This window comes from Streptomyces sp. NPDC001406 (genome assembly GCF_042895285.1).
Lineage (GTDB): Bacteria > Actinomycetota > Actinomycetes > Streptomycetales > Streptomycetaceae > Streptomyces.
Genome location: NZ_JBIAWG010000011.1, coordinates 297769 through 320784, shown reverse-complemented (window position 1 = coordinate 320784; position 23016 = coordinate 297769). Strand labels below are relative to the sequence as shown.

The 23016-nt window shown below is 70.6% G+C and carries 25 protein-coding genes and 2 pseudogenes; 15 read left to right on the top strand and 12 right to left on the bottom strand.

All coding sequences use genetic code 11. The annotated features are described in order from the left end of the window. Positions 1–8: 8 nt before the first annotated feature. The gene (locus tag ACFY1J_RS27385; protein ID WP_390709611.1) at positions 9–350 is read right to left on the bottom strand and encodes an ATP-binding protein; all 342 of its coding nucleotides are present in this window, start codon (positions 348–350) and stop codon (positions 9–11) included. Between ACFY1J_RS27385 and ACFY1J_RS27380 the strand changes: the two genes are divergently transcribed. Then, positions 283–540, top strand: a complete 258-nt coding sequence (locus ACFY1J_RS27380) for a DUF397 domain-containing protein (protein ID WP_390709610.1) — start codon at positions 283–285, stop codon at positions 538–540. The two genes, ACFY1J_RS27385 and ACFY1J_RS27380, sit on opposite strands and share 68 nt — an antisense overlap. A 75-nt stretch (positions 541–615) precedes the next feature. Beyond that, positions 616–1430 (top strand): annotated as a pseudogene (locus ACFY1J_RS27375) (SAM-dependent methyltransferase). A 39-nt stretch (positions 1431–1469) separates the two neighbouring features. Here ACFY1J_RS27375 and ACFY1J_RS27370 read toward each other — a convergent pair. Next, positions 1470–2690 (bottom strand): PP2C family protein-serine/threonine phosphatase, encoded by a 1221-nt coding sequence (locus tag ACFY1J_RS27370; RefSeq protein WP_390709609.1) that lies wholly within the window; start codon positions 2688–2690, stop codon positions 1470–1472. 133 nt (positions 2691–2823) lie between these two features. On the opposite strand from ACFY1J_RS27370, the gene ACFY1J_RS27365 reads away from it, so the two are divergent. Beyond that, the gene (locus tag ACFY1J_RS27365; protein WP_390709608.1) at positions 2824–4176 is read left to right on the top strand and encodes a hypothetical protein; all 1353 of its coding nucleotides are present in this window, start codon (positions 2824–2826) and stop codon (positions 4174–4176) included. On the opposite strand, the gene ACFY1J_RS27360 is transcribed toward ACFY1J_RS27365, so the two are convergent. Beyond that, complete coding sequence (locus ACFY1J_RS27360; protein ID WP_390709607.1) at positions 4177–6270, bottom strand: SpoIIE family protein phosphatase; 2094 nt, start codon at positions 6268–6270, stop codon at positions 4177–4179. Positions 6271–6503: 233 nt separating this feature from the next. Between ACFY1J_RS27360 and ACFY1J_RS27355 the strand changes: the two genes are divergently transcribed. From ACFY1J_RS27355 to ACFY1J_RS27340, 4 genes are all read left to right on the top strand, one after another. Further along, complete coding sequence (locus tag ACFY1J_RS27355) at positions 6504–6701, top strand: hypothetical protein (RefSeq protein WP_390709606.1); 198 nt, start codon at positions 6504–6506, stop codon at positions 6699–6701. Positions 6702–6710: 9 nt separating this feature from the next. Then, entirely contained in the window at positions 6711–7352 is a 642-nt protein-coding gene (locus tag ACFY1J_RS27350) for an HdeD family acid-resistance protein (protein WP_390732149.1), read from the top strand. A 114-nt stretch (positions 7353–7466) separates the two neighbouring features. After that, the gene (locus ACFY1J_RS27345; protein ID WP_390709604.1) at positions 7467–7883 is read left to right on the top strand and encodes an SHOCT domain-containing protein; all 417 of its coding nucleotides are present in this window, start codon (positions 7467–7469) and stop codon (positions 7881–7883) included. A gap of 68 nt (positions 7884–7951) precedes the next feature. Beyond that, positions 7952–8365, top strand: coding sequence for a hypothetical protein (locus tag ACFY1J_RS27340; RefSeq protein ID WP_390709603.1), 414 nt, complete (start codon positions 7952–7954; stop codon positions 8363–8365). Positions 8366–8378: 13 nt separating this feature from the next. Here ACFY1J_RS27340 and ACFY1J_RS27335 read toward each other — a convergent pair whose 3' ends face one another. After that, positions 8379–9113 (bottom strand): YqjF family protein, encoded by a 735-nt coding sequence (locus tag ACFY1J_RS27335; RefSeq protein WP_390709602.1) that lies wholly within the window; start codon positions 9111–9113, stop codon positions 8379–8381. 153 nt (positions 9114–9266) lie between these two features. Here ACFY1J_RS27335 and ACFY1J_RS27330 point away from each other — a divergent pair. The 6 genes and pseudogenes from ACFY1J_RS27330 to ACFY1J_RS27305 form a co-directional block, all read left to right on the top strand. Beyond that, positions 9267–9422: pseudogene (locus tag ACFY1J_RS27330) on the top strand (transcriptional regulator); the annotation flags it as partial. A 68-nt stretch (positions 9423–9490) separates the two neighbouring features. Further along, positions 9491–10459 carry a MerR family transcriptional regulator gene (locus ACFY1J_RS27325; RefSeq protein WP_390709601.1) on the top strand — a complete coding sequence of 323 codons (969 nt, stop codon included), beginning with the start codon at positions 9491–9493 and terminating at the stop codon, positions 10457–10459. 144 nt (positions 10460–10603) lie between these two features. Then, on the top strand, positions 10604–11278 hold the full coding sequence (locus ACFY1J_RS27320; RefSeq protein WP_390709600.1) for a hypothetical protein: 675 nt from the start codon (positions 10604–10606) through the stop codon (positions 11276–11278). Positions 11279–11439: 161 nt separating this feature from the next. Further along, positions 11440–11685 carry a ferredoxin gene (locus tag ACFY1J_RS27315; RefSeq protein ID WP_390709599.1) on the top strand — a complete coding sequence of 82 codons (246 nt, stop codon included), beginning with the start codon at positions 11440–11442 and terminating at the stop codon, positions 11683–11685. After that, complete coding sequence (locus tag ACFY1J_RS27310) at positions 11675–13066, top strand: NAD(P)/FAD-dependent oxidoreductase (RefSeq protein WP_390709598.1); 1392 nt, start codon at positions 11675–11677, stop codon at positions 13064–13066. The genes ACFY1J_RS27315 and ACFY1J_RS27310 overlap by 11 nt, the downstream gene beginning before the upstream one ends. 55 nt (positions 13067–13121) lie before the next feature. After that, positions 13122–14357 carry a cytochrome P450 gene (locus ACFY1J_RS27305; protein ID WP_390709597.1) on the top strand — a complete coding sequence of 412 codons (1236 nt, stop codon included), beginning with the start codon at positions 13122–13124 and terminating at the stop codon, positions 14355–14357. Here the strand turns inward: ACFY1J_RS27305 and ACFY1J_RS27300 are convergent. From ACFY1J_RS27300 to ACFY1J_RS27280, 5 genes are all read right to left on the bottom strand, one after another. Further along, entirely contained in the window at positions 14354–15226 is an 873-nt protein-coding gene (locus ACFY1J_RS27300; protein ID WP_390732148.1) for a YhjD/YihY/BrkB family envelope integrity protein, read from the bottom strand. The genes ACFY1J_RS27305 and ACFY1J_RS27300 overlap by 4 nt on opposite strands. Positions 15227–15417: 191 nt before the next feature. After that, the gene (locus tag ACFY1J_RS27295) at positions 15418–15738 is read right to left on the bottom strand and encodes a peroxidase family protein (protein WP_390732171.1); all 321 of its coding nucleotides are present in this window, start codon (positions 15736–15738) and stop codon (positions 15418–15420) included. A gap of 26 nt (positions 15739–15764) precedes the next feature. Further along, positions 15765–16007, bottom strand: coding sequence for a hypothetical protein (locus ACFY1J_RS27290; protein WP_390732173.1), 243 nt, complete (start codon positions 16005–16007; stop codon positions 15765–15767). Between the two features lie 112 nt (positions 16008–16119). Next, a complete protein-coding gene (locus tag ACFY1J_RS27285; RefSeq protein WP_390732147.1) occupies positions 16120–16728 on the bottom strand; it encodes a peroxidase family protein in 609 nt (202 codons plus the stop codon). Between the two features lie 106 nt (positions 16729–16834). After that, positions 16835–17239: a hypothetical protein gene (locus tag ACFY1J_RS27280; protein ID WP_390709594.1), complete on the bottom strand. Its 405-nt coding sequence runs from the start codon at positions 17237–17239 to the stop codon at positions 16835–16837. Positions 17240–17478: 239 nt separating this feature from the next. Here ACFY1J_RS27280 and ACFY1J_RS27275 point away from each other — a divergent pair, with 239 nt between their 5' ends. Together ACFY1J_RS27275 and ACFY1J_RS27270 are read left to right on the top strand one after the other, a co-directional pair. Then, positions 17479–18243, top strand: coding sequence for a hypothetical protein (locus ACFY1J_RS27275; protein ID WP_390709593.1), 765 nt, complete (start codon positions 17479–17481; stop codon positions 18241–18243). Beyond that, positions 18236–18502 (top strand): hypothetical protein, encoded by a 267-nt coding sequence (locus tag ACFY1J_RS27270; protein WP_363295618.1) that lies wholly within the window; start codon positions 18236–18238, stop codon positions 18500–18502. The genes ACFY1J_RS27275 and ACFY1J_RS27270 overlap by 8 nt, the downstream gene beginning before the upstream one ends. Before the next feature lie 13 nt (positions 18503–18515). On the opposite strand, the gene ACFY1J_RS27265 is transcribed toward ACFY1J_RS27270, so the two are convergent. From ACFY1J_RS27265 to ACFY1J_RS27255, 3 genes are all read right to left on the bottom strand, one after another. Continuing rightward, positions 18516–19730, bottom strand: a complete 1215-nt coding sequence (locus tag ACFY1J_RS27265; protein WP_390709592.1) for a carbohydrate-binding protein — start codon at positions 19728–19730, stop codon at positions 18516–18518. A 159-nt stretch (positions 19731–19889) separates the two neighbouring features. Continuing rightward, positions 19890–21041: a ferritin-like protein gene (locus ACFY1J_RS27260; RefSeq protein ID WP_390709591.1), complete on the bottom strand. Its 1152-nt coding sequence runs from the start codon at positions 21039–21041 to the stop codon at positions 19890–19892. Then, on the bottom strand, positions 21038–23011 hold the full coding sequence (locus ACFY1J_RS27255; RefSeq protein ID WP_390709590.1) for a GMC family oxidoreductase: 1974 nt from the start codon (positions 23009–23011) through the stop codon (positions 21038–21040). Before ACFY1J_RS27255 ends, ACFY1J_RS27260 begins: the two co-directional genes overlap by 4 nt. Between the last annotated feature and the right edge of the window lie 5 nt (positions 23012–23016).

Sequence of the window (23016 nt, the reverse complement as noted above, 5' to 3'; positions counted from 1 at the left end):
ACCGGGCCCTACGGCGACGTCCGTGACCGACACCGACACCGACATCGACGAGGGCCCGGTGCGATCTCTGTGACGGGTCCTTCGGCCGGGTGGGGGAGGGGCCGTTCGGGAGCCGGGGCCGCTGCCGGGGGTGTGTCCGCCCGCGGCGACAACTCCGCCCAGACGATCCGACCGGACCTGTCATGGGCGGCGGTGACTCCCCAGCCGCTGCTCAGGGCATCGACCAGGAAGAGGCCGCGCCCGCTCTGGTCCTCGGGGCCCGGACGGCGGGGCGTCGGGAGCGTGGGGCCGCGGCTCTGGTCCTCGACCTCGATGCGGATCCGGTGCGCCGTGGTGTGCAGCCGGCACACGATCCGCTCACTGGCGGAGTGCGTGACCGCGTTGGTGACGAGCTCGGAGGTGATAAAGAAGCTCGCCGACGGGCGGGTCGCCGTGCGCCAGTCGACCGATCCCGACGGGCCCGCGCTGGTTTTCACACCGCGCGAGATGACGAGTTTCCTGACGGGAGTGAAGGCGGGTGACGCCGACTTCCTCCTCTGAACCCCCCTGCTGTCAATGAGAGTTGGACTTGACCTCGTTGCCCCCGCAGCCCCCGACCGAATGGGAGACATGGCGTTGCCCGACAACGGATGGCCGGCCGACCGCATCGACACCGAGAACGCCCACTCCGCGCGGATCTACGACTACATCCTCGGCGGAAAGGACTACTACCCCGCCGACAAGGAGGCGGGCGACGCCATGTCCCGGGAGTGGCCCGCGCTCCCCATCCATATGCGCGCCAACCGGGACTGGATGAACCGTGCCGTGCGCCGGCTCGCCGAGAAGGCGGGGATGCGCCAGTTCCTGGACATCGGCACCGGCATCCCCACCTCGCCGAACCTCCATGAGATCGTCCAGTCGGTGGCGCCCGGGTCACGGGTCGTCTACGTCGACAACGACCCCATCGTCCTCACCCTCTCCCAGGGGCTGCTCGCCAGCGCGCCCGAGAGAAGACGTCGTACATCGAGGCCGACTTCCGCGACCCGGCCGCCATCCTGGACGCACCCGAACTGCGCGAGACCCTCGACCTCACACAGCCGGTGGCCCTCACCGTCATCGCCATCGTCCACTTCATGCTCGACGAGGACGACGCGGTCGGCGTCGTACGCCGCCTCCTGGAGCCGCTCTGCTCGGGTAGCTACCTGGCGATGTCCATCGGCACCGCCGAGTTCGCGCCACAGGAGGTGGGCCGGGTCGCCCGTGAGTACGCCGCCCGCAACATGCCGATGCGGCTGCGCACCATCGACGAGGCCCATGAATTCTTCGAGGGCCTGGAGCTGACCGAACCGGGGATCGTCCAGGTCCACAAGTGGCACCCGGACGGCACGGGCGAGCAGAACATCCGGGACGAGGACATCGCGATGTACGGGGCGGTCGCCCGCAAGCCGTGACCGCGCCGGGGCCGGGGAGAGCCTCCCTGGCCCCGGGCCTCAGCCGGAACCCGGATGCGCGTCGGAACCGTGGCGGAACGCGTCGGAATGGATCAGTCGTCCGTGGTGCCGGCGATGGACGGCCGCGGTGCGGTGGAGGGCGATGAGGGCCGCGTCGTCGTCGAGGCGTCCGCCGCAGTGGCCCAGCAGGTCCCGCCGGATGTGGTGCATGAGCGCCTCCGGGCTGACCTCGGTCCACTGCGCGACGCGCTCCGCGAGCGGGTAGAAGTGGCCGTCCGCGTCGCGGGCCTCGATGACACCGTCGGTGTACAGCAGCAGGGTGTCGCCGGGCTCGAAGGAGAACACGTCCAGCGTGTAGTCCCCGGGCTTCGACGTGTGGACCCCCAAGGGGGGTGCCGGATGCAGGCTCGGCACGGAGACCGCGTGACCGGGGCTGAGCAGCAGCGGCGGAGGGTGGCCGCAACTGGTCATCCGGGTGACCGCGTCGTCCTCGGGGATCTCCACCAGCAGGGCGGTGGCGAAGCGCTCCCCGGCCTCCTCGGGCGGTTCGAAGTCGGCCGTGTAGCGGGTCACGCTCTGCTCCAGCGTGACGGCGAGGTCCGGCAGGGACGTGTGCCGGTGGGCGCCCTCGCGGAAGGCGCCGAGCAGCAGCGCGGCCTCGCCGATGGCGGACAGCCCCTTGCCGCGCACATCACCGATCAGCACGCGCACGGTGTTGTCGACCCGGGTGGTCGCATACAGGTCCCCGCCGATCTGGGCCTCGTCCTCGGCGGCCAGATACAGCGAGGCGATCCGCAGATGGCCGATCTGTTCCGGCAGCGGCCACATCAGCACGTGCTGGGCGGCCTCGGCCACCGACCGGACCTGGGCCAGCTGGGCACGGTGCCGGTCGCGGACCGCGCAGTAGACCACGATGAGCGCCGAGAGTACGGCCAGGGTGATGATCTGCACGATGTGGTTCGTGGTGGTCAGCCCGCCGTGGAAGACGGCGATGAGGGTCTGGGCCGCGACCGCGAGCGCCCCCACCAGCGCGGTGGCCCAGGGCCCGGCGAAGGACGGGGTCAGCGCCGGCGCGATGACCAGTGTGGGTCCCAGATGGATGTCCTCGGGGGAGCGGATGTCCACCACGGCGATGACCACGATGAGCGCGATCGGAAGCAGCAGCAGCGCGTGACTCGATTGCCAGGACTGCCGCAGACCCACGAGGCCCTGCCGCGCACCCACCTCTCCAGCGTGCCCCACGCCCGGTGGACCGGCCATCTCATGGCCGACGGACGCCTTCCGGCACGGGCCCGATCTCCCGCTTCCTCGCCCGGATGGACGCCGTCGGCGTGCCCCGGTGCCGACACGCTGACGGAATGGGTGGACAGGCACGCACCCGGCCGGAGGTCCCATGAGCGATGCGCACGACCCCGGCTCCTCTCCCGGTCAAGGTCAAGGCCCGGAAGGCACCCCGTCGGCCCCGGGCGGTCCGGGTACGGCCCACGGAACCGCGGCCGGCCGGGTGGCCCGCAAGGTCGCCTCGGCCGTGCTCATCGTGCTCACCTGCATCCTGGTCCCCGTCGCCCTGCTGACGACCTGGGTGCACGACATCGTGCTCGACACCGACCGGTACGTCTCCACCGTCGCCCCCCTCGCCACCGAACCGGCGGTCCAGGACGCGGCGGTGCAGCGGATCACCGAGGCCGTGGCCGTGCATGTCGACGGGCAGCAGGTCGCCGGGGACATCGCCACCTGGCTGGAGTCCCAGGGACTGCCGCCCCGCGCCGGCGACGCCCTGAAGAACCTGGGACCGCAGCTGAACTCCGCGGTCGACCAGGCCGTGACCAAGGTGGCCACCCGGGTGGTGCAGAGCGACGTCTTCGCCAAGGTGTGGACGGACGCCAACCGGGCCGCCCACAACGCCGTCGTGCACGCGCTCACCGGCAAGGGCCGCGGCTCGGTCGGCGTCTCCGGCGGCACCGTCACCCTCGATGTGGGCGAGGCCGTCGAACAGGTCAAGAAGCAGCTGGTCGACGCCGGACTCTCCCCGGCGAAGTACATCCCCACGGTCGACAAGCAGCTGGTGCTCTTCCACTCCGACGAGCTCGCCAAGGCCCGCAAGGGCGCCCGGCTGCTGGACGCGCTCGGCAACTGGTTCCCCGTCATCGTCGTGCTCATCGGCGTCGGCGGTGTGCTGCTGGCCCGCGGGCGACGGCGGGCCCTGGCCCGCACCGCACTGGGCGCGGCCTTCGCCTGTCTGGTCGTGGCCATCGCGCTGATCGTCGCCCGCGACTACTACCTGGACCACCTCCCGCCCGAGGTGCAGTCGAAGGCGGCGGCCTCCGCGATCTTCGACACACTCGTGCGCTTTCTGCGCGTCAGCCTGCGCACGGCGATCGTCCTGGGCGTCGTCATCGCGCTCGGCACCTACTTCATCGGCCCGGGAAGGCTGCCGGTTGCCGTGCGCGGCAGGTCCGAGAGCACCGCGGACACCACGGCCCGCTGGGCGGCGGACCACAACATCCGTACGGGCCGGGCGGGGCAGTGGGCACAGTCGTACCGCCGGGCGATCACACTCGCCGCGCTGCTGATCGTGGCGCTGGTCTTCGCCCTGTGGAACCATCCGACGGTTCTGACGGTCCTGCTCCTGGTGCTCGTGCTGCTCGCCGTGCTGGCCCTGCTGGCTCTGCTGGCCGCGAGCGGCCGGGCGGAGGCCGAGGGACAGCCGGCGCCGCCGGGCCCGCCAGGACAAGAAAGAGCCTGATCAGCGGGGGTCCTTCCGCGACGCGAAGGACTGTTCCGTCCAGATCGTCTTGCCTTCGTCCCCGTACCGCGTGCCCCATGCGTGGGCCAGCTGCGAGGCGATGAACAGACCCCGTCCGCCCTCGTCGACCGTGCGGGCGTGACGCAGATGCGGCGCCGCGGCACCGCCGTCGCGGACCTCGCACGTCAGGCTGCGGTCATGGATCAGCCGCAGCTCCAGGGGCGGGTCCCCGTACCGGATGGCGTTCGTGACCAGCTCGCTGACGATGAGCTCGGTGTTGAAGGCGGTTTCGTCGTCCACCTTCCAGGCGGTGAGCTGTACGCGGACGCGGTGCCGGGCCTCGGCCACCGCCGCGGGATCGGCGTCCAGGTACCAGGAGGCGACACGGTCGGCGGGCAGGGAGCGGACCCGCGCGACGATCACCGCGGCGTCGCCGGCCCCGAGGCCCGAGGGGAGCGCGTACACGACCGTGTCGCACAGCTCCTGCAGCGGGCGGTCGAGGTACTCGGGCGACGAGCGCAGGGGTCCCGGGGAGTCCGCGAGGTACGAGGTCAGCAGGGGGTCACTGGTGAAGACCAGGACACTGCCCTCCGGCGCCTCGAACTCGACGGACGTGAACGGCGCGTCCGCGTCCGTGCCCAGCCGGGGTCCGGACGGCGGGTCCGGGATGCCGACGGAGCCGTCGGGCCGTACCAGGAGAGGGGCCAGCCGGCCCGCTCCTGCGATCACAAAGGTGCCGGTCAGGGGATTGTGTATCGCGTACACACAGTCCGCGGCGAGGGTCTCGCGGCGCAGCGGATCGCCCAGCGGCAGATTCGCGCGCTCCGCGGCCAACTGGGCCGTCGTGTCGTGCAGCCGGGCCAGGAGCTCGTCGGGAGCGATGTCGAACGCGGACAGCGAGCGGATGACCGTGCGCAACTGGCCCATGGTCGCGGCCGCGTTGAGGCCGTGCCCGGACACGCTTCCCACCACGAGCGCGGTCCGGGCGCCGGACAGGGCGATGGTGTCGTACCAGGACCCGGGATCGGCACCGGTGACGGACAGATAGGCGGTCTCCAGGGACGCGTGGCTCTCCGGTGTACGGGGCAGCAGCTGGCGCTGGATCGTCGCCGCGACGGTGTGCTCCCGGACGAAGCGCCGGGCGTTGTCGATGCACAGGGCCGTGTGGGAGGCCAGCTCGACCGCGAGTCGTCTGTCGCCCTCGTCGAAGGGGGGTGTCTCCCCCGCGCGGTAGAGGCTCACCAGGCCCAGGACCGTGTCGCGCAGCGTGAGCGGCACCGCCAGCAGGGTGTGGGCCCGCGACGCCTGGATGGCTTCGGCGCGCGCGGGGTCGACGTCGAACCACGGGGCGTCGGGCTCCAGGGAGACCACCCGCGGGCGCAGGTCGGCCAAGGCCTGGGAGAAGGGAGTGGGGCCGGGCAGCCGGCGTACGTCACCCACCGGGTGTGCCTTCGGCGGGTGCGCACTCGTGGCGCGGAACGCGGTGCGCATCAGCGGCGTGCCCTGGGGCAGCGGGGCGAGCGGCGGATCGTCGCCGCGGATGACGGCGTCCACCACTTCGACGACGGCGACGTCGGCGAACGTGGGCACCAGGGCCCCGACGAGTTCCTCACCGGTCACCGCCGCGTCCAGCGTGCGCCCCACCAGCCGGCGCACCGAGTCGAGGACCTCGGCGCGGGTCCGGTTCCGCTCGCGTTCGGTGACGTCGACCGCGGTGACGGCCAGGCCGAGCACCGCGCCGGACGGGCTCTCCAGCCGCAGTACGGTGATCTCGAAGTGGCCCACCCGCGGCGGGTCCCCCTGGATACGCGCCCGTACGATGCGGTCCCGCAGCGGGACCCCGGTGTCCAGCACCGCGAGTGCTGCGGCCCCGAGTTCCTGCTGGTCGTCGAAGACGTCGTACACCTCGTGGAGCGGGCGTCCGATCACCTGGTCCAAGGGGACGTTCCGCATGGCCGGCGTAGCGGTGTTGACGCGTACGACGCACAGCTCCGTGTCCAGCAGATGGAGCCCGACCGGTGACTGCGTGAACAGCGCCTCCACCATCGAGGCAGCCCTCTCGTCCACCTGTCGGCCGGGACGGCTGTTCGCCACAGGAACCACCTCCGGGGCTCACGCGCATCTCCCAGCGTGCCTCGTGCCGCAAGCAGCCGCATTCGGGGCCTGAAGGCGCTGGTCGGGCGCGGTGCGCGGCACTGTCGCGGTACCCCGCGGCCCGCCGTATCACCTCTGCCGGGTGAGGCCGGGCGGCGCGTCACGGCGGAGGATTGATCGCCAGGAAGCCACAGTTCGCCTGCGCCACACTCCACCCGCGGGGAGAGCAGCTCATGCGGTACGAGATCCGCATCGACGGACACCTGTCTCAGACGCTCGTCGAAGCCTTTCCCGAGCTCGACCATGTCGTCGTGTCGGACCAGACGCTGCTGTTCGGCCCGATCGTGGACGAGGCGCACCTCTACGGACTGCTGGCCAGGTGCCAGTCGCTGGGGCTGCACGTCCTGGAGATGCGCCAGCTGCCGGAGTGAGGAGGAGCCATGACCGTACCGTCGCATTCGGGACCTGGTGCCGGACCGGACCAGGACCCCTACGGCACGTCCTTCGGGTCGCAGGGGGATCCCCTGGAGGTGATGGCCGCTCTCGGTGCCTCGTGGGGCTGGGCGCTCACCTCGGCGCTCGTCACCCTGATTCCGGGCATCGTGATCCTGGTGTGGCCGCACGGGACGCTGCATGTGGTGGCCGTCGTCATCGGCCTGTATCTGCTGGTGAGCGGCGTGCTCAGATTCGTCTCGGCGTTCGCCCGGGAGGCTCAGGGCGATCGGTTCGCACGGGTCCTGGTCGCGACGCTGTTCGTCGTGGCCGGTGTGCTGTGCCTGCGTCACCCCCTGCAGACCATCGCCGCGCTGTCCCTGATCGTCGGTGTGGCCTGGCTCGTGTCCGGCATGCTCACCCTCTACACCGCCGTCGCCGTCAAGGGCCTGCCGCACCGGGGCGTCCTCGCCGGCGTGGGTGCGCTGGGCGCCGTCGCGGGGATCGTGGTCCTCGCGCTGCCGACCGAGTCCGCGGTCGTCCTGACCCGGCTGCTGGGCCTGTGGCTGGTCCTGCTCGGACTGGCGGAACTGGTGATGGCGTTCGCCCTGCGGGCCGCGATCCGCAGGGCGGAGAAGGACACGGTGTGAGCCCCGGCCCGCCGATCACCCTCATCGGGTGAGGCGCACGGCGGGCGCGGCGGACACGCTGAGGTGGGCACGGACCGCCACCGGGGCGTCCACCCCGAACGGAGGAGGAGACAAGTGGCTGTACACACGTACCTCGCCTACGACTATCCGCTCCTGAGCGCGTTCTGGACGATGCTCTGGTTCTTCGTGTGGGTCATGTGGTTCATCCTGCTCTTCAAGGTCATCCTCGACGTCTTCCGCGACGACTCGCTCGGCGGCTGGGGCAAGGCGGGCTGGCTGGCCTTCGTCATCCTCCTCCCCTTCCTCGGTGTCTTCGTCTACGTCATCGCGCGGGGCAGGGGCATGAGCGGCCGCGAACTCGCCTCCGCGCGTGCGCAGAAGGAGCAGTTCGACACCTACATCCGGCAGACCGCCGGCGGCACGGCCGAGCCGAGCAGCGTCGACCAGCTCGCCAAGCTGTCCGAGATCCGCGCCCGGGGCGACATCACGGAGGAGGAGTTCCAGCGGGCGAAGGCGAAGGTCCTGAGCTGACCGCCGCACGCCGTACACCGACCACTGCCGGACGACCACAGCCGGACCAGACGAAACGAGGCGGAGCGATGACCACCACCCCCCGCACACAGACCGGAACGAAACAGACATGGGCCGCGGGCCTGATGACGTTCGCCGCCGTCATGCTGATGATCACCGGAGTGCTCGGCATCTGCCGCGGCATCATGGCGATCCTCAAGGACGACGTCTTCCTCGTCACCCCCAGCTATGTCTTCCGGTACGACCTGACCGGTTGGGGCTGGGTCCATCTCTTCCTCGGCGCGATCGCCGTCGTGATCGGCCTCGGGCTGTTCCAGGCGACCTTCTGGGCACGGATGGGCGGCATCGCCATCGCCGCGCTGATCGTCGTCGCGAACTTCCTGTCCCTGCCGTACTACCCCGTCTGGTCGATCCTGATGATCGCCATCTCGGGGTTCGTCATCTGGGCCCTGTGCGTGGCGAAGACGGAGGAGCCCGCCTGATCCCCGAGTGCGCCTACGGAAGCAGAGTGGGGGTCCCGAACCGGACGGTGACCCCGGGGGAGTGGAGCACACTGACCGGCGGGCTCGTCAGGGGCGGGAGCCCGGCGGCCGTGACCAGGTCGTCGTCGAGATCGAGCAGCCGAGCCCGGTGCAGCGGCCACGGCGCGTGCTCGTTGGGCAGGTGCACCGTGCGGCCGTGCCATGACACATGCAGACCCCACCGTGCGGTCAGGAACCGCTCCAGCGGAGTGGGTTCGGCGATCGGCTCGCCGACCCGCACGACGGCCCGGCTCGCCTCGCTCCGGCCGTCCGGGCGCCTGCGGCGGCAGCTGTACGTGATCACGTCCCCCTTGCGGCGCAGGCGCATGGTGGACCACACGTACGGCAGCCGGACGCCGAGCCGCCCCACCAGCACCGGTATGAGCCGGGCCGCGTCCAGGGACCGGAAGACGACACCGCGCCGGCCGTGCTCGTCCACCGAGTACAGGCGTACGTTCGTCTCGCAGAACGTGCCCAGGTACGGCAGGCCCGGCCCCGGTCCCAGGCCCACGCCGCGCATCAGGAACGGGACCAGGCCGACGTAGGTGACCCCGTCCAGAGTGTCGGGACGGGTGCCCGCCGGCAGCAGACCCGCCACCCGGTCCGGCTCCACCGCCCAGTGCAGGAAGGCCAGTTCGTGCCAGCCCTGGACGAGCGTCGGCCGCCGCACCGGCCGCGGCGTGGACAGGGTGATCGGCTCGGTCTCCATGACGAAGCGTTCTAGCACGGAGACCGAGCCGGTCCGTCAGCGGTCCGGCGACTGCTGGAGCATGGCCAGGGTCAGCACATGGCCCCCGATGCCCCAGCCTCCGTCGGTCACCTCCACCCTCAGCTGGACCGGCTCACCACCACCCCCGCCCACTGCCACAGCCTGTTCAGCGAGGACGGGCGCCAGCGCCTGCTCTGGTTCACCGCCCCGCCCGGCACCGAGGGCGCCGCCCAGCTGGAGCTTCTCTCGGTCATCGGGACCCAGGACATGACGACGTCGGCCGACGAGTTCGGGCGGCGGCGGGGGTGATCGGGTGCCGCGGGCGGTCCGAGGCGCGGACTTGAGTCTCCCGCCGGGGGAGACACGAAGGTGGGGGCATGGACGGCGGCACGCTCTACTCGATCGGTGAACTCGCCCGGCGCACCGGGCTGACGGTCAAGACGATCCGGTTCTACTCCGATCGCGGCATCCTGCCGCCGGCCGACCGCACACCCGCCGGTTACCGCCGCTACGGCCCCGACGCAGTGGCCCGTCTCGCCTTCGTGCGGACGCTGCGTGAACTCGGACTCGGCCTGGACGCCATACGACACGTCGTGGACCGGCAACTCGCCCTCCCCGAAGTCGCCGCGGAGCACGCCGCCGCGCTGGACGTGCAGATCCGCGTCCTGCGTCTGCGCCGGGCGGTGCTGACGGCCGTGGCCGAACGGGAGCCGACCCCCGAGGAGATGGCACGCATGCACCAACTGGCCAAGCTGTCCGAAGCCGAACGCAGGCGCCTGACCGACGACTTCCTGGACGCCGTCTTCAACGGCTCCGCCGGGCCCGGCGACAACTCGGGTCTTGCCGCGGCCCGTCGCTCGATGACTCCCGAACTGCCCGACAACCCCTCGGACGAGCAGGTCGGAGCATGGGTGGAGCTGGCGGAACTGTCCCTCGACCCGGACTTCCGGACCACGCTGCGGCACCTGGCCGACGAGCACCGGCGCCTGGCCGAGGACCGTACGGCCGAGCCGGCCGACGACGGTTACGTGCCGCCGCGCCCCGACGTCGTCGCCGTCGCCCGCGATCTCGTGGGCGCGGCCGTTGCATCCGGAATGAGCCCGGAGTCGCCGCCGGCCGACTCCGTCGTGGCCACACTCACCGCACGCTGCGCCCTCGCGGGCGGCCGCGCCGATGACGCCGAAGCACGGCGATGGCTGCTGGAGCGTCTGCGGACCGCCGTCGATCCGCGCAGGGACCGCTACTTCCAACTGCTCGCCCTGATCAACGGCTGGCCCGCCCCGGAACCCCTCGCCCCGCTGCTCACCTGGACCGTGACGGCGTTGCGCGTCCGGACGCCCCGATGACGGGGCGGTCCCCGGCCCCGGCTCCCCGCAGGTGACGGACCGCGCGGTGTGCCGTTCGGGTGTCTCCCGGTGGCGGGGCTCCCGGGGAGGAGGCTTGCTGGTGGCGGGGACCGCCGGAACCTCCGGAGAGGAAGCGAGCCGCGCATGCAGAACATCGGGCCGGGGGAGCAGGCCCTGCAGACCCCGCGGGCAGCCGGGCTGGCGGGGATCGTCTTCGCGCTGCTGCTCGCGGCCGCCATCGTCCTGATCCGGCTCGGGATTCCCCAGGGCGCCGACGCGGTCACCGCCCAGGCGTTCACGGACTCGGCCCGACGTGGTGCGGTGCGCGCGGCCCTGGATCTCGTGCCGTTCGCCGGCATCTTCTTCCTGTGGTTCGTCGGCGCCGTACGTGCCCATGTCGGCAACGCCGAGGACAAGTTCCTCGCCACCGTCTTCCTCGGCAGCGGCCTGGTCTTCACCGCCACCATGTTCGGCGCGGCCGCGGCGGCCTGGGCCGTCCTCGCCACCCAGCAGCCCTCCGGCAGTGCCCCCGGGCTGTCCACCTGGAACTTCGGCCGCCACTTCGCGTACACGCTGATGACCGGGTACGCGATGCGGATGGCTGCCGTCTTCGCGGGCTCCCTGTCGGTGCTCGGGCACCGCCGCGGAGTCCTGCCCCGGTGGCTCACCCTGCTGGGCTTCCTCACCGCGCTGACGCTGCTCTTCGTCGCGCCGAACGTCCCGTGGTCCGAGCTGGTGTTCCCGGGATGGTCGCTGCTGCTGAGCGTATACATCCTCGCGGTGAGCGGTCGCGGGCGGCGGGCCGTCACGGTCGGCTGAGGACGGCTCCGCGGGACGTCACCCGATCGGCATGCCCCGGCGCGCGCGGCCACATCCCGGCTTCCATGCTGGCGTGCGGGAGATGACCGCCGTCCCGAGGCGAGTGCCCGCCGAGCGGGCGGAGTGCCGACGGACCTGGCCGCCGAAAGGGCGGAGCGTCGATGAGGCTTGTCGTCGATCTCAACAAATGCCAGGGGTACGCGCAGTGCGCGTTCCTCGCACCGGATGTCTTCGCCATGCACGGCGAGGAGTCGCTCGTCTACAACCCGCGGGCCGCGGAGGAGCAACGCGAGCGGCTCGCGCGCGCGGTCGCCGCCTGCCCCGTGCAGGCGATCACGGCCGACGGGCTGGACGGCGTGGGTGGCGCGCCCTCGGAACCCGTTCGGGAGTCCTCCGGTGGCAGCTGACTATCTGGACCGGCTCCGGCGCGAGGGCCGGATCGTCATCGTGGGCGCCTCGCTCGCCGGACTGCGGGCCGCCGAGACGCTGCGCGACGAGGGCTTCACCGGTTCGCTCACCCTGATCGGCGACGAGCCGTACGAGCCCTACGACCGGCCGCCGCTGTCCAAGGCGGTGCTGCTGGGCAAGGCGGACCCGCGCCACACCGAGCTGCCCCGGTGTCGTGAGGTCGACGCCAAGTGGCGCCTCGGTGTCCCCGCGACCGGCCTCGACATGACGGCCAAGCGGGTCCGGCTGGCCGACGGGGACGAGGTCGAGTACGACCGCCTGCTGATCGCGACCGGCGTACGGGCCCGGCCCTGGCCCAAGGAGCCGGAGGCCCAGCTGGATGGCGTCTTCGTGCTGCGCACCCGGGACGACGCGGTCGGACTGCACCGGCGGATGAAGGCCGGTCCGCGCCGGGTGTTCGTCATCGGTGCCGGGTTCACCGGTTCGGAGATCGCCTCCGCCTGCCGGGACCAGGGCATCCCGGTCACCCTCGCGGAGCGGGCGGGCGCGCCCCTGGCGGGTGCCCTGGGCGGGGTGATCGGTGCGGTCGCCGCGGACATGCACCGGGAGAACGGTGTGGACCTGCGCACCGGCGTGATGGTCACCGCCCTGGAGGGCGACACGGTCGGCCGGGTGCGCGCCGTGCATCTGTCCGACGAGAGCGTCGTGGAGGCGGACGTCGTGGTCGTCTCGCTCGGTGCCACCCGCAACACCGACTGGCTGGCCGGATCCGGGCTCGGCGCGGGCCCCCGGGGCATCGCCTGCGACGCGGGCTGCCGTGCCTTCGACTTCCGGGGCATCGTCACCGACGACATCTTCGTCGCGGGCGACGTCGCACGCTCCCCGCACGCGCTGTTCGGCTACCAGTTCCTCTCCCTCGAACACTGGGGCAACGCGATCGCGCAGGCCGAGACCGCCGCGCACAACATGATCAGCCCCAGCAGCGATCGCCGCCCGCACCTGTGGATGCCCGCCTTCTGGTCGTCGCAGTTCGGTGTGAACATCAAGTCGGTGGGCGTACCGCCCATGGGCGAGCAGCTCATGATCACGCAGGGCTCGCTGGCCGAACGCCGTTTCGTCGGGGTGTACGGCTACCAGGGCCGGATCATCGCCGCCGTGAGCTTCGACAACACACGGTGGCTGGAGTTCTACGAGCGGATGATCGAGACGGGCGCGCCGTTCCCGGTGGAGTTCCCCACGGTGGACCGCCGTCCCGAGGGCCGCACGCCCGTCCCGGCCGACTTCCCCGACCCGTCGCTGCCGACACACGGCCCGACCGTGACCCTCAGCGGTTACTCACCGGCCGACCGACAACTGGTCTTCACCCCGGCCCGGCACTGACCGACGGCCGGCCCCGCTCGACGTCCGCCCGGACCTGCACGCCCAAGGACCCCACATGACGCAAGCCTCGATCCTGCGGCAGATCACCGACTACGCCAATCGCGCCGACCCGTATCCGCTGTACAAGGAGCTGCACAAGACGCCGGTGCTGCAGGACGAGGAGGGCGGTCCCTACGTCGTCAGCTCGTACTGGGACATCAAGGGCCTGCTCCACGACCCGCGGATCAGCTCCGACGCCGCCAACCTCGCCGCCGCGGGCGACGACCGGGCGGGGATCGAGGAGACGGGGCTGCCGCCGAGCTTTATCCGGCTCGACCCGCCGGAGCACGACCGGCTGCGCCGCATGGCCAACAGTGCCTTCGGCCCGCCGCACCAGCCCCGCCGGATCGACTCCATGCGCGGTGACCTCGCCCAGATCGTCTCCGACCTGATCGACGGCCTCGGGGACCAGCGGCAGATCGACCTGGTCGACCAGTTCGCCTACCCCTTCCCGGTGACCGTGATCTGCCGGCTGCTCGGGGTGCCGCGCGAGGACGAGCCGCGCTTTCGTGCCTGGGTCGACCCGCTCGTCGCCTCCCTCGATCCGGACACCCGCGAGAGCGCCACCCCCGAGTTCCGCAAGTCCGCGCAGGAAGCACGGATGCAGCTGGGCATGTATCTGGCCGGGCTGGTCGAGGAGCGCACCAAGAATCCTCGCGACGACATGCTGACCGACCTGGCGACCAGCCGTGGCCCGGACGGTGCCATGACGATGATGGAAGTGCTCAGCACGGCGGTGCTGCTGCTCATCGCGGGCCACGAGACCACCGTCAATCTGATCACCAACGGCATGCTCACCCTGCTGCGCCATCCGGACGTCCTGCAGCGCCTGCGCGACGACCCCGGACTGTCCGTCAACATCGTGGAGGAGCTGCTGCGTTACGAGCCACCGGTACAGCTCGTGCCGCAGCGCACCTGCATCGCCGACATCGAGCTGCGCGGGGTCACCATCCCGAAGGGCTCCCGCATCTGGCTCGTCCTCGCGGCGGGCAACCGGGACCCGGAGCGCTTCCAGGACCCCGACCGCTTCGACCCGGACCGCGGGGACATCCAGCACCTCGGCTTCGGCAGCGGCATCCACAGCTGCTTCGGCGCCCCGCTGGCCCGCCTGGAAACCCAGATCGCCCTGTCGGAACTGGCCCGCCGGCTCGGCAACCCCCGCCTGGTCGAGGACCCGCCGCCGTACCGCCCGAACGCGGTGCTGCGTGGCCCGCGCCATCTGACCATCGCCTTCGACGACCTGCTTGCCTAGTCCTGCTCCTTGGCCCGACGGTGCGGGATCTGTGCCCGGGCGGACTGCCAGCGTGAGCGTGCCTGTGCCACCACGCTGTCCCACTGGCGGCGGACCTCTCTCTCCGAGGGGCGCTGCCCCCGTCGGATCCGGCCGAGTTCGTCCCGTACCTCACGCCCGATCGCCGAGGATCCGACGATGACGAGCATGAAGCCGAAGAGACCGGACATCATCGCGAACACGGCCCCGACGGAGCCGTACCGCGAGGCGTAGGAGTTGAACAGACGCGGCATGTAGACCGTCGCGCCCACCTGATAGACCCCGGCCAGCACGGACGCGGTCATGACGAACGGGAACAGGTCGACCCAGCCGATCCGGTTCGCGGACAGGAGCCGGCCGCTCCACAGGAGGAAGACCGCGGTCACCGGCACGTCGCACAGCGCGGGGACCAGACCCACGCGGCCCTGCGGCAGGGTCGCGTTCAGCCAGCCGGTGACCGCCAGAAAGACACCCAGGGAGAGAATCCACCACAGGCCCTTGCGGGTGTTGCGCACGCTGAGCGGCTTGAGCTCCCAGGTCTGTTCGAACAGCCGCTGCGAGGCCCGTGCGAAGCTCAGCGCGGAGACGGTCAGGAACACCAGCCCGAACACGCCCCCGCTCGAACCGCTCTCCTCGGCGGGCGTGAAGAGGGAGGTGACCGCCTCGGCGCCGCCCCCGGTGAGGTGGTAGCGGGTGATGATGCGGTTCGCGATGTCGTTGCCGTTCCCGATGTTGTCGAAGACGACACCGAGGATGATCGCGAGCGGGATCAGCGCCGTCAGCGCGCTGGAGGCCAGAGCCATCGAGCGGTCGAAACCCGCGATCTTCTGGAACCGGTTGATGACGCGCAACGCGTAGGCAGGGCGCAGCCAGAACGTCAGCGTTCTGACGAGGCGTTCGCGGTTGATCGTTACCAGGCCTGTCCTCCGGGAAGATCGGGACCGGTGGGGCGGCGCCAGCCTAACGGGCGATCATGCGCACGGCGGGTGGACTCGCGTCCGCTCCCGACCGTCACCCGCCCGGCCCAACGACGCAGGCCGGCTCAGGTCCCCGTCCGGCCGGCGGTGTGCCACGGCACGAAGGCGTTCGTCAGTCCCGCGAGGGCCGTGCGCAGTTCGGGGTGGTGCCGCAGCAGCACGGTGACCATGCTGTTGTCGTCGATCCAGGCCATCCCCGCCCTGGAGTACACCTCGGGGGTGTAGCACTCGGTGAAGAACCGGTCGCTGTTCAGCCGGCGCGAGGCCATCAGGATGAAGATGCGAAACGCCGTGTCGCTGAAGGCGAATCCGGCCGACAGCTTCTGCGCGAACAGCCCGACCATCAGGTCGACCCTCTCGATGTCGCCGCCGTGGAGCCACTCGATCTGCTCGGCCGACGCCCGGTTCTCCGTCAGCTCCAGGAAGTTCTCCGGTGGTCGGGACGCTCGAACTCCTGCAGGAACCTTGGGAAGTTGTGCAGGGTGACCAGTCCGGGGTGGAGCGTGCCGAAGCTGTGGAGCAGATCGGACATCTCCGTGCTCTCCAGGAACTTCAGCGCTCCCCGGCCCGAGATGTCGCGCAGGGTGCGGTGGCGCAGGGACGAGTCGTCGGTGGCGGAGCGCAGATGCCACTCGTCACGGATCAGCGGATGCATGCGGTAGACGGCGACGAACTCCTCGATGAGGGAGTACGGGACGCCGTAGTGGTCCGTCCCGCCGCCCGGGATGCCGCTGATGACCTCGCTGTCGCTGATCCGGCCGAAGAGGTTATGGACGCGTTCGCCCGCGACGCCCCACCAGTTGGCGCGCAGCGCCTCGAATCTTGGCGAGGAGCGCGGCGTTGACCAGCCGGGCGCGCTGGAACAGCTCCTCGTCGTCCCAGGCCGGGCAGGCGGCGTGCAGATGGTCGCAGATCGCGTTGTGCTCCCGGGTGAACAGGTCGTGCATCATGGCCAGGCCGAGCCAGAAGCCGGGAACCTGTGAGGGGTCGGCGAGGGCGGTCGGCAGCCGGCCGTCGAAGCCGTGCCGGGCATCGTTGCGGTAGCGGGCGGCCACGAAGGGCACGCGCCTGAGCAACGCGGCCGGCACCGGGCTCTCGGACAGCTCCTTGGGCCTGGGCCGGTAGGTGCAGCGCTCCAGCCGCTCGAAGTAGCGGCGCATGGCGGCGCTCTGCCAGGACGGGTCACCGGTCTCCGCCGCGATGGCGTCCCAGTCGCGGTTGTACGGATACATGGTGATCAGCGCGTGGTGCGCGGTGCATCCGCCGACCTCCCGGCGCGCGGGTACAGGATGCTCTGAGGCGTCCGCGTGGAAGGCGGGCACCAGGTGGTTGTCGTTCTCCTCGGCGCCACCCGCGTCGAGCAGCAGGGTGCGCATGCCCGCGGTGGCGAGGTTGGCGGCGAGCGGCCCGCCGCCCGCGTCGGCCCCGATGACGACATAGTCGAAGCCGTCTCGGCGGCCGGAGCGGCGCCGGGCTCCGCGGTCACTTCCGGTTCCACTTGACGGGGTTGGTGAGCGAGACGGCGGCCAGCACGGTGTTGGCGGCCGAGACGAGCGTGGTCAGCACCGCGGTGCGGGGCGGGATCTGGCCGCCGATGCCGAGCATCGCCGCCGTCGCGGTGTCGCTGCCGTGGATGAGCACGCCCTCGGACAGATCCTGCCGCAGTTGTTCGTCGTCGTGGGCCAGCAGGGCGAGGCCGAGCAGGATCGTACGGATCCCGAAGAGCCGGAAGGCGTAGACGGCGGCCGGGCTGGGCGGCTCGCGGCCGGGGTCGAGGCGACGGATGAGGAGGTCCGGTGCCAGAAGTCCCGCGGCACCGTTGACCAGCCGTACGGCGGCGAGTGCGTAGACCGCGGCAGGGCGGGGGACGGCAAGATCCGTGGCCATGTTGTCTCCAGGGGGTGCGGTGATTCTTGCGGCGACGGGATCTACCGCCGAACCTCGCGACACGGGAGAGAGGACCCTGGAACGCTCCGAATACCACGTTATGGGACCAATTGGTCGCCTGCACCTTGAGGACATGACAGTCCTGACGGGACATGAGTCAACCCGATGGGTGATCCACCCGTCTATACGGTGGCGGGAGGCTACGGCGACCGGTGGACAGCCCCTGCCAGGGGGAGTTCATGAGTGCTGGAGTGGATGGGGAGCCGGCTTCCGCGGTCTCGCGGATCGTGTCGTGGCTCTGGCGTGTGCTGTGGGACGAGTGGCGGGGCATCATCGTCGAACCCGTGCGACAACTGCTGCGACGCAGGCTGTCCGGGCTCTGCCTGGCGTTCGTGGCCGCGCTCGGCGTCGTCTTCTTCCATGACATCGCCCAGCATCCGGCCGGGGCGAGAGCGGTGTGGCTGCTCGGGGGCGTCACCGCCGACCTGCCGTTATGGCTGTCCCTGCTGCGCACCCCGGTCTCGCTGTACGTGCCCGCGCTCGATCTGCCGGTGTGGGCGGGCATCACCCAGCTGTTCCTGGCCTTCGCCCTGGCCGAACTCTCGCTGGGCCGGGCCAGAACCCTGTTCGTCGCGTACGCCACCACACTGGCCGGCACGCTCACCGCGCGGGCGATGATCGCGCTCGGTCCCGGCTGGTGGGGCCTCGGGCTGCCGCCCGAGTGCGGGAAGGTGCTCGACACCGGGCCGTCCGCGGCGGTGGTGGGCCTGTTCACCTACATCGCGGTGATCCGGCGCGCGCCCGTCGTCTTCGCCCTGACCGGCGGGTCGATGGTGTGGGAGTCGATCGCGGTGCCCAACCTGGCCGGCCGTGAGCATCTGATCGCGGTGGGCGCGGCGATCGTCCTGGGGCTGTACCACGGACGCCGGGAGTGGCTGCCGGGGACCGCACCGAACACCCTGCCCGTTGTCAGTGCCGCCTGCGACCCTGCACACCATGGATGAGCAGGAGTTCATGCGCGGCAGGGTGTACGGGGCCGATCACGACGACGCGGGCCCCCGGCCGGGCCACACCTATGTGCAACTGGTCGGGGGCCCGCTGGACGGGCTGTTGCTGGACATGACGGACCGGTCCGGCGGGGTGCCGGGCGAGCAGGTGGCGCTGGTGACCGAGATAGGCCGCTACGGCCCCGGCGGCCGGGCCCTGTACGCGCCCCGTCCGAGCGACGGCCGCCGCTACGACTGGCGCGGCGACGTGCCCTGACGGCCGGGCCGCCTCAGCAGGCGCCCTCGTCCTGCCAGGGCCCCCACTCGGCGGCGCCGGGCACCTCGTTCTGGGTCCACCACTTGGCCTTCCAGTTGTGCTTGTCGTACGAGACCTCGTTGCCGTTCGTGTAGACCGCCGTGGCACTCCAGGCCGGCTTGCACGAGGTGCCCGGCGGCGTCGGTGTGGGGGTGGGCGTGGGGGGCGAGGTGGGCGGCGTGGCTCCGGCGAACTTCACCGAGTACTTGGCGAAGTCCCAGGAGTTCTGGGCCACGCTGGAGCAGGTGCCGGAGGTGCGGCCGCCGTTGTCGGCAGGGGTGCACTGGCGGTCGCGGTTGAGGGACCAGAAGGTGAAGCGGTCCATGTTGTGGCTCGTGGCGTAGTCCAGGACGGTCTGGAAGTCGGCCTGCGAGAAGTACTCGCCGGTGTCGCTGCGGCCGTTCATCCCGGAGAAGCCTTCGTGGGCGTAGGCGGTCGCCTGGTCCCAGCCGAAGGTGGACTGCAGGATGGAGTTGAAGTTGGTGAGGGCGCCGGTCTGGGCGGCCGCCCCGTTGAACCCGCCGTCGAACGGCATGATGGAGAAGTTGTTCGGGGTGAACCCCTGCGACTTCGCCTCCAGCAGCATCTGCTTGCCGAACCAGCCGGTGCCGTCCGCCGTGCCCGCCGTGGTGACGGAGACGTAGAGGCCGGGGTTGTTCTGCTGCAGGATCTTGGCGGCGCCGATCTCGTTCCTGATCGCCGCCGTGTTCTCGTACTCCGGCTCCTCCAGGTCGAAGTCGATGGCGTGCAGCCCGTACTTGGTGATGACCTGCTGGTAGGCCGCTGCCGTGGCGGCCGCGTCCGAGCACACCTGGCCCAGCTTGGTGCCGCCGTATCCGCCGATGGAGACGGAGACGTCGCCGCCCTTGGCGCGGATCGTGTTGACGACCGACTGGACGGCGGTGTCCGAGGAGACGGGCGCCGTGCCGCCCCAGGTGGGGGAGCAGCCGCCGCCGTTGGGGGCGAGGACGAAGGCGAGCTGGAACGCCTTGAGACCGGTGGCGTCCATGATGGCCGCCGGGTCCGGCGGGTCGTTGTCCAGGGGCATCAGATACGGGGCGGCGGCGTACCACCGGTTGCTCAGTGCGGTGGTCGCGCCCGAGGCGTTGCCCGCGACGAGCGCGGTCGTGCCCGCCGCGGCGAGCCCGACGGCGGCCGCCGCACCCAGACATGCGCGAAGACGTCTCACTGCCTGCCTCCAGAGGGGTGGGGGGAGAGTTGCCCCAGCCTCCGGGTGCTGTTGCGGTCACGTCAATAGGTTGGTCTAGTCCAAAGCTCACTTTGGACTAGACCATACGTTTTCTTTACTGTCGACCGTGCCGCCGAAGCCGCTCGGCGCGGGCAGAGATCAGTGCTGCTCCCTCAGTTCCTGGGTCAGCGCGCTGAGTTTGTCGCGTTCGCCGCCCGGCGGCACATAGGAGAACCGGGGGCACAGGGTGTGGCCGGGGTGTGCCGGGTCCGGGGTGCGCATCAGCGCGACGGCCCTGTTCTTCAGCGCGTACATGCCGTGGACGGCCGACTGCAGCGCGGTCGCGGGCACCCTGACGCTGTTGTCGTAGACCTTCTCGACGCCCGCGAGGGCCAGATAGAGGTCGTCCACGAGCCGTGAGTACGTCAGGTCGAACTGGTTCAGCGCGATCGCCTCTGGCCCGCCCGTGGTGCCGTTGCGCCGGGTGTACAGCGCCGGGTGGACGGCGCCGTAGTCCACCAGCAGCAGCGCACCCTCGGGGACCTGGTTGGCCAGCTGATGGGTGCGGAAGCGGCGGCCGGTCTGCAGTTCGCGGAAGCGGGCGTAGTGCGAGTACATCTGCCACCCGGAGTGCAGCCGGTCCTTCGAGGTGACCTTCTTCGCCTCCTGCCGCAGGCACTTCTCGGGCAGGCCCTCGCCCTCGTCGACGATCTTCTGGATCGCCTTGCGGGCGGAGACGCGGTCCGTCACCTCGACGACATGGCCGGCGCCGCCGTAGTACTCGCTGTCCGGGATCTGGGCGGAGCTCTTGGCGAAGTCCGAGTCCTTGCAGATCTTCTTGTCGTTCAGGGCGGTGAGGATCGCCTCGTAGAACTCGCCGATGGTGCGGTAGCTGCACTCGGCGATGTCGATGTCGGCCAGGTTGGCCGCACCGTGCAGCGGGTGCTCGATCGCGACGAAGCTCGCGACGGCCTCCGGGCTCAGCGGCAGCAGCTCCAGCGTGCCGATGCCGGAGATCAGCGGGCTGTTGAGGGGGTAGTCGGGGATCGGGCTCAGATTCCTGCGGCCCTGGAACTCGACCGGTTCGGCACTCGGGATCTGTCCCAGGGCGTTGAGGACGTTGGCCGCGAGCGTCATATGGAGCATCTCCTCCATGACCACGCTGCGGATCGTCTGGGCCGCGTCGGTGTTGCACCCGTCCTTGATGGAGTAGAGCGCCGTCAGATAGACCGGGATGGTGCTGAGCTCCAGGCCGATGGCCAGCTGGAGGGCCGCCTTCAGGTCCTTCGGGTTCGAGATCGGCTGCGTCACTTGCTCTTCCCCTTCAGCTCCTCGGCGATTCTGTCGCCGGTGCGGATGGCCAGCGCGGTCATGGTGAGCGTCGGGTTGGAGGTGCCCAAAGTCGGCAGGCTGCCGCAGCCGACGATGTAGAGGTTGGGCAGGTCGTGGCTGCGCTGGTGGCTGTCGACGACCGAGGCCTTCGCGTCACTGCCCATCCGATGGGTGCCCACGACATGCCCCGCGCCGCGCACCCAGTAGGTCCGGCCGTCGTACGTCACCTCGGCCGCGTCGCCCGGTTCGTAGTGGGTGTAGTCGCCGGGTTCGTACGTGGGACGCCTGACCTTCGTGGAGATCTGGAGCGCGTCGAACAGCTGCCTGCTCGCCTCGGCCGCCCAGGGCAGCGAAGCACGCACATACTCGGAGAGGTCGTACTGGATGACCGGACGGTGCTTGCCCAGCCGGTCCTTGTACTGGTCGCTGATGGTGACCCGGTTCGTCTCCACGGGGTCCTGCTCCAGCTCCCAGGCGATCCGGAACTGGCGGGGCAGGATCTCGCCGAGCCGCTTGCGCAGCGCTTTGCCGTAGAGCTGCGCCTTGCCGGCCTCGCCACCGCCGACCAGGTCGTGGACCGTGTCGTACGGGGCGTTCTCCGGGAAGTTCCAGCCCCAGTTGCCGATCTCGACCCGGAAGCCGGTGCGCTCCGCCCGGAAGGAGCCGTCCCGGAAGGCGGGGATGCCGGACGTGGAGCCGGGGCCGCGGAACGCGCCGGCGTTCTCCTTGAGCAGACCCCAGGTGAGCAGCAGCGGGTGGTCCATCAGATTGCGGCCGACCTGGTCGCTGTTGTTGGCGGCCGGCTCGGAGGCGAGCAGCAGGGTGGCGTTCTCGATGGCGTTGGCGGCCAGCACGTAGACGTCGGCGGTCACGGTCCGCTCCACCGGCGCGCTGCCGTCCTCGTGGTACGTCTTGTACGTCAGCCCCGTGACCTTGCCCTTCTTGCCCTTCTTCTGGTCGTGGTTCACCCGCATGACGACGCACTGGCTGCGCACGGTGACCCTGGCCCTGGCCTCGTCGACGTCGGAGTCCTGGTCGGGGTACTTGATGATCAGCTCGTACAGGGTCTTGAGCGCGTTGTACTTGGCCTGCGCGGGGCAGATCGGGATGCAGCTGGAGTTGCCCTCGCACCGCTGGCCCTGGTCGGCGTTCCCGACGGCGCCGATGACCTGGTACCCCTGGCGCGGGGTGGAATTGCGGCCCGCGGGAGTGTTGCTGATCATGACGGGGAACTCGTGCTTCTTGTTCTTCCCGTCGGTCAGCTTGATCACCAGGCCGTCGGTCATCTTGGCGATGTAGTCGTCGAGATAGCTGCTGGGGATCCGCTGCATGGGGAAGTGGTACTCCCCCTTGGGGAACCTCTTCCTGTCGGCGGACTTGAAGAACTTCCTGGGGTCGCCCTTCTCGATGCCCGGGTAGCACTGGTCCTCCACGTCGCCCGCGACGCCGATGATGTCCCACTCGGCGCGCTCGTAGTACGGCTTCAGCTCCTCGTAGGTCAGCGGCCAGTCGACGCCGCGCTTGTAGGCCGACCTCATCCTGAAGTCGTTGGGGAGCATCCGCAGACAGGTGCCCAGCCAGTGCAGGGTGGTGCCGCCCAGCGACCGGGCGTAGTCGCTGCCGAAGGGCATCGGGCCCAGCTGGACGAAGTACCCGCTGTCGGCCGGCCGGCCCGGCTCCGGGCGCCGGATGTCCAGCACGTTCGGCTGCGGGGCCGAACCGCTCGCGGGGTAGGGCGCGTTGGGGACCTTGATCAGGGCCTCCTGATAGGCCTCCACATAGGTGTCGTACTTGTCGGCGCTCATCGCCGTGGCCCGTCCGGCCTCCAGGATCAGGATGCGGGGGTACCGGGGCGGGTTCATCCCGGCGGCCTTCTCGATGACCGTCTTGGCGACGGTCGCCCCGGCGATGCCACCGCCGACGATGACCAGGTCGTACTCGTTGCTCATGGTGC